Consider the following 4,895-nt stretch of genomic DNA (forward strand, 5'->3'; position numbering starts at 1 on the left):
TTTTGTTTGGAGAGTTTGATCCTGGCTCAGGACGAACGCTGGCGGCGTGCTTAACACATGCAAGTCGAACGGAAAGGCCCCTTCGGGGGTACTCGAGTGGCGAACGGGTGAGTAACACGTGGGTGATCTACCCTGCACTTCGGGATAAGCCTGGGAAACTGGGTCTAATACCGGATAGGACCATGAGATGCATGTCTTATGGTGGAAAGCTTTTGCGGTGTGGGATGGGCCCGCGGCCTATCAGCTTGTTGGTGGGGTGACGGCCTACCAAGGCGACGACGGGTAGCCGGCCTGAGAGGGTGTCCGGCCACACTGGGACTGAGATACGGCCCAGACTCCTACGGGAGGCAGCAGTGGGGAATATTGCACAATGGGCGCAAGCCTGATGCAGCGACGCCGCGTGGGGGATGACGGCCTTCGGGTTGTAAACCTCTTTCAGCAGGGACGAAGCGCAAGTGACGGTACCTGCAGAAGAAGCACCGGCCAACTACGTGCCAGCAGCCGCGGTAATACGTAGGGTGCGAGCGTTGTCCGGAATTACTGGGCGTAAAGAGCTCGTAGGTGGTTTGTCGCGTTGTTCGTGAAAACCGGGGGCTTAACCCTCGGCGTGCGGGCGATACGGGCAGACTGGAGTACTGCAGGGGAGACTGGAATTCCTGGTGTAGCGGTGGAATGCGCAGATATCAGGAGGAACACCGGTGGCGAAGGCGGGTCTCTGGGCAGTAACTGACGCTGAGGAGCGAAAGCGTGGGGAGCGAACAGGATTAGATACCCTGGTAGTCCACGCCGTAAACGGTGGGTACTAGGTGTGGGTTTCCTTCCTTGGGATCCGTGCCGTAGCTAACGCATTAAGTACCCCGCCTGGGGAGTACGGCCGCAAGGCTAAAACTCAAAGGAATTGACGGGGGCCCGCACAAGCGGCGGAGCATGTGGATTAATTCGATGCAACGCGAAGAACCTTACCTGGGTTTGACATGCACAGGACGCGTCTAGAGATAGGCGTTCCCTTGTGGCCTGTGTGCAGGTGGTGCATGGCTGTCGTCAGCTCGTGTCGTGAGATGTTGGGTTAAGTCCCGCAACGAGCGCAACCCTTGTCTCATGTTGCCAGCGGGTAATGCCGGGGACTCGTGAGAGACTGCCGGGGTCAACTCGGAGGAAGGTGGGGATGACGTCAAGTCATCATGCCCCTTATGTCCAGGGCTTCACACATGCTACAATGGCCGGTACAAAGGGCTGCGATGCCGTGAGGTTAAGCGAATCCTTTTAAAGCCGGTCTCAGTTCGGATCGGGGTCTGCAACTCGACCCCGTGAAGTCGGAGTCGCTAGTAATCGCAGATCAGCAACGCTGCGGTGAATACGTTCCCGGGCCTTGTACACACCGCCCGTCACGTCATGAAAGTCGGTAACACCCGAAGCCAGTGGCCTAACCCTTTGGGAGGGAGCTGTCGAAGGTGGGATCGGCGATTGGGACGAAGTCGTAACAAGGTAGCCGTACCGGAAGGTGCGGCTGGATCACCTCCTTTCTAAGGAGCACCACGAAAAGCACTCCAATTGGTGGGGTGCGAGCCGTGAGGGGTCCTCGTCTGTAGTGGACGAAGACCGGGTGCACAACAACAAGCAATCGCCAGACACACTGTTGGGTCCTGAGACAACACCTTGTGTTGTCCCTCCATCTTGGTGGTGGGGTGTGGTGTTTGAGAACTGGATAGTGGTTGCGAGCATCAACTGGATGCGCTGCCGGCAACGGTGGCGTGTTCTTTTGTGCAATTTTTTATTCTTTGGTTTTTGTGTTTGTAAGTGTTTAAGGGCACATGGTGGATGCCTTGGCATCGAGAGCCGATGAAGGACGTGGGAGGCTGCGATATGCCTCGGGGAGCTGTCAACCGAGCGTGGATCCGAGGATTTCCGAATGGGGAAACCCAGCACGAGTGATGTCGTGTTACCCGTACCTGAATATATAGGGTACGGGGGGGAACGCGGGGAAGTGAAACATCTCAGTACCCGTAGGAAGAGAAAACAATTGTGATTCCGCTAGTAGTGGCGAGCGAACGCGGAAAATGGCTAAACCGCATGCATGTGTAACCGGGTAGGGGTTGTGTGTGCGGGGTTGTGGGAGTGATACGTCTCAGCTCTACCTGGCTGAGGGGCAGTCAAAAAGTGTCGTAGTTAGCGGAAGTGGCCTGGGATGGCCCGCCATAGACGGTGAGAGCCCGGTACGCGAAAACTCGGCGCCTGCCTTGTATCAGTTCCCGAGTAGCAGCGAGCCCGTGGAATTTGCTGTGAATCTGCCGGGACCACCCGGTAAGCCTAAATACTTCTCGATGACCGATAGCGGATTAGTACCGTGAGGGAATGGTGAAAAGTACCCCGGGAGGGGAGTGAAAGAGTACCTGAAACCGTGTGCCTACAATCCGTCAGAGCCTCCTCGTGGGGTGATGGCGTGCCTTTTGAAGAATGAGCCTGCGAGTCAGGGACATGTCGCGAGGTTAACCCGTGTGGGGTAGCCGTAGCGAAAGCGAGTCTGAATAGGGCGCATCCCCGTAAGGGGTGTAGTGGCATGTTCTGGACCCGAAGCGGAGTGATCTACCCATGGCCAGGGTGAAGCGCGGGTAAGACCGCGTGGAGGCCCGAACCCACTTAGGTTGAAGACTGAGGGGATGAGCTGTGGGTAGGGGTGAAAGGCCAATCAAACTCCGTGATAGCTGGTTCTCCCCGAAATGCATTTAGGTGCAGCGTTACGTGGTTCACCGCGGAGGTAGAGCTACTGGATGGCCGATGGGCCCTACTAGGTTACTGACGTCAGCCAAACTCCGAATGCCGTGGTGTCAAGCGTGGCAGTGAGACGGCGGGGGATAAGCTCCGTACGTCGAAAGGGAAACAGCCCAGATCGCCGGCTAAGGCCCCAAAGCGTGTGCTAAGTGGAAAAGGATGTGCAGTCGCAGAGACAACCAGGAGGTTGGCTTAGAAGCAGCCACCCTTGAAAGAGTGCGTAATAGCTCACTGGTCAAGTGATTGTGCGCCGATAATGTAGCGGGGCTCAAGCACACCGCCGAAGCCGCGGCACATTCACGTATGTGAATGTGGGTAGGGGAGCGTCCCTCACTCAGCGAAGCCTCCGGGTAACCGGTGGTGGAGGGTGGGGGAGTGAGAATGCAGGCATGAGTAGCGATTAGGCAAGTGAGAACCTTGCCCGCCGAAAGACCAAGGGTTCCTGGGCCAGGCCAGTCCGCCCAGGGTGAGTCGGGACCTAAGGCGAGGCCGACAGGCGTAGTCGATGGACAACGGGTTGATATTCCCGTACCCGTGTGTGCGCGCCCGTGATGAATCATCTGTGCTAACCACCCAAATGGTCGCTGATCAATCCCTTCGGGGTGCGACGGTGACCGGCTGCGTGGGACCCCGGGTGGTAGTAGTCAAGCGATGGGGTGACGCAGGAAGGCAGCCGTACCAGTCAGTGGTAATACTGGGGCAAGCCCGTAGGGAGAGCGATAGGCAAATCCGTCGCTCATATTCCTGAGAGGTGATGCATAGCCGATTGAGGCGAATTCGGTCATCCTCTGCTGCCAAGAAAAGCCTCTAGCGAGCACACACACGGCCCGTACCCCAAACCAACACAGGTGGTCAGGTAGAGAATACCAAGGCGTACGAGATAACTATGGTTAAGGAACTCGGCAAAATACCCCCGTAACTTCGGGAGAAGGGGGACCGAAATATCGTGAACACCCTTGCGGTGGGAGCGGGATTCGGTCGCAGAAACCAGTGAGAAGCGACTGTTTACTAAAAACACAGGTCCGTGCGAAGTCGCAAGACGATGTATACGGACTGACGCCTGCCCGGTGCTGGAAGGTTAAGAGGACCCGTTAACCGCAAGGTGAAGCGGAGAATTTAAGCCCCAGTAAACGGCGGTGGTAACTATAACCATCCTAAGGTAGCGAAATTCCTTGTCGGGTAAGTTCCGACCTGCACGAATGGCGTAACGACTTCTCAACTGTCTCAACCATAGACTCGGCGAAATTGCACTACGAGTAAAGATGCTCGTTACGCGCGGCAGGACGAAAAGACCCCGGGACCTTCACTATAGCTTGGTATTGTTGTTCGGTACGGTTTGTGTAGGATAGGTGGGAGACTGTGAAACTCGGACGCCAGTTCGAGTGGAGTCGTTGTTGAAATACCACTCTGATCGTATTGGACACCTAACGTCGAACCGTATATCCGGTTCACGGACAGTGCCTGGTGGGTAGTTTAACTGGGGCGGTTGCCTCCTAAAATGTAACGGAGGCGCCCAAAGGTTCCCTCAACCTGGACGGCAATCAGGTGTTGAGTGTAAATGCACAAGGGAGCTTGACTGCGAGACTTACAAGTCAAGCAGGGACGAAAGTCGGGATTAGTGATCCGGCACCCCCGAGTGGAAGGGGTGTCGCTCAACGGATAAAAGGTACCCCGGGGATAACAGGCTGATCTTCCCCAAGAGTCCATATCGACGGGATGGTTTGGCACCTCGATGTCGGCTCGTCGCATCCTGGGGCTGGAGCAGGTCCCAAGGGTTGGGCTGTTCGCCCATTAAAGCGGCACGCGAGCTGGGTTTAGAACGTCGTGAGACAGTTCGGTCTCTATCCGCCGCGCGCGTCAGAAGCTTGAGGAAACCTGTCCCTAGTACGAGAGGACCGGGACGGACGAACCTCTGGTATACCAGTTGTCCCACCAGGGGCACCGCTGGATAGCCACGTTCGGACAGGATAACCGCTGAAAGCATCTAAGCGGGAAACCTTCTCCAAGATGAGGCTTCTCACCCTTTTAGAGGGATAAGGCCCCCCGCAGACCACGGGATCGATAGGCCAGACCTGGAAGCTCAGTAATGAGTGCAGGGAACTGGCACTAACCGGCCGAAAACTTAC

Annotated in this window: 2 rRNA genes; both read left to right on the plus strand. The window is 56.6% G+C overall.

Features of this window, described 5'->3' with window-relative positions:
* Window positions 1–3 precede the first annotated feature (3 nt).
* Window positions 4–1,523: ribosomal RNA gene (locus A9W95_RS04000) — 16S ribosomal RNA — on the plus strand.
* Window positions 1,524–1,791: 268 nt separating this feature from the next.
* Window positions 1,792–4,895 (plus strand): 23S ribosomal RNA (locus tag A9W95_RS04005); the annotation flags it as partial.

Source organism: Mycobacterium sp. 1423905.2 (assembly GCF_001673155.1).
In the GTDB taxonomy this organism is placed as follows: domain Bacteria; phylum Actinomycetota; class Actinomycetes; order Mycobacteriales; family Mycobacteriaceae; genus Mycobacterium.